The 450-nt window shown below is 60.9% G+C and carries 1 protein-coding gene; it reads left to right on the top strand.

The features are described 5' to 3' along the window. The coding region (locus I6F36_RS38735; protein WP_225173266.1) for a transposase at positions 1–369 on the top strand (369 nt) is incomplete at its 5' end. Positions 370–450: the final 81 nt, after the last annotated feature.

The following is a 450-nucleotide window of genomic DNA, read 5'->3' on the forward strand; positions in this document are numbered from 1 at the left end:
CCGAAGGTCCTCCCCGAAAGCTTGACCGGCAAGGCGATCGCCTATGCGCGCAAGCAATGGGATTATCTGACCCGTTACACCAGTGACGGTCTCGCCCCGATCGATAACAATGTTCTGGAGCGCGACATCAGGCCGTTTTGCACCGGACGAAAAAGTTGGCTGTTCAGCGACACCGTTGCCGGCGCCAAGGCAAGCGCCGTGATCTACAGTTTGGTGCTGACATGCCGGACATGCGGCGTCGATCCCTATGCATGGCTACGTCACGCGCTCACCGAATTGCCCCAGCGCGCGCCAGACGCCGATATCGAAGATCTGTTGCCGTTCAACTGCACCGCTCAAAAAAACCTGCCAGCTGAGAATAGCGGCTGACGTTCGAACGCTCAGGTCAACCAAGCCGTTCCGATGACACTGCTGGGCCCGGCGTCACGCGACGCCGCGGCCAGCCGCGCG

The sequence above is a fragment of the Bradyrhizobium sp. BRP19 genome, assembly GCF_020194195.1.
GTDB lineage: Bacteria > Pseudomonadota > Alphaproteobacteria > Rhizobiales > Xanthobacteraceae > Bradyrhizobium > Bradyrhizobium yuanmingense.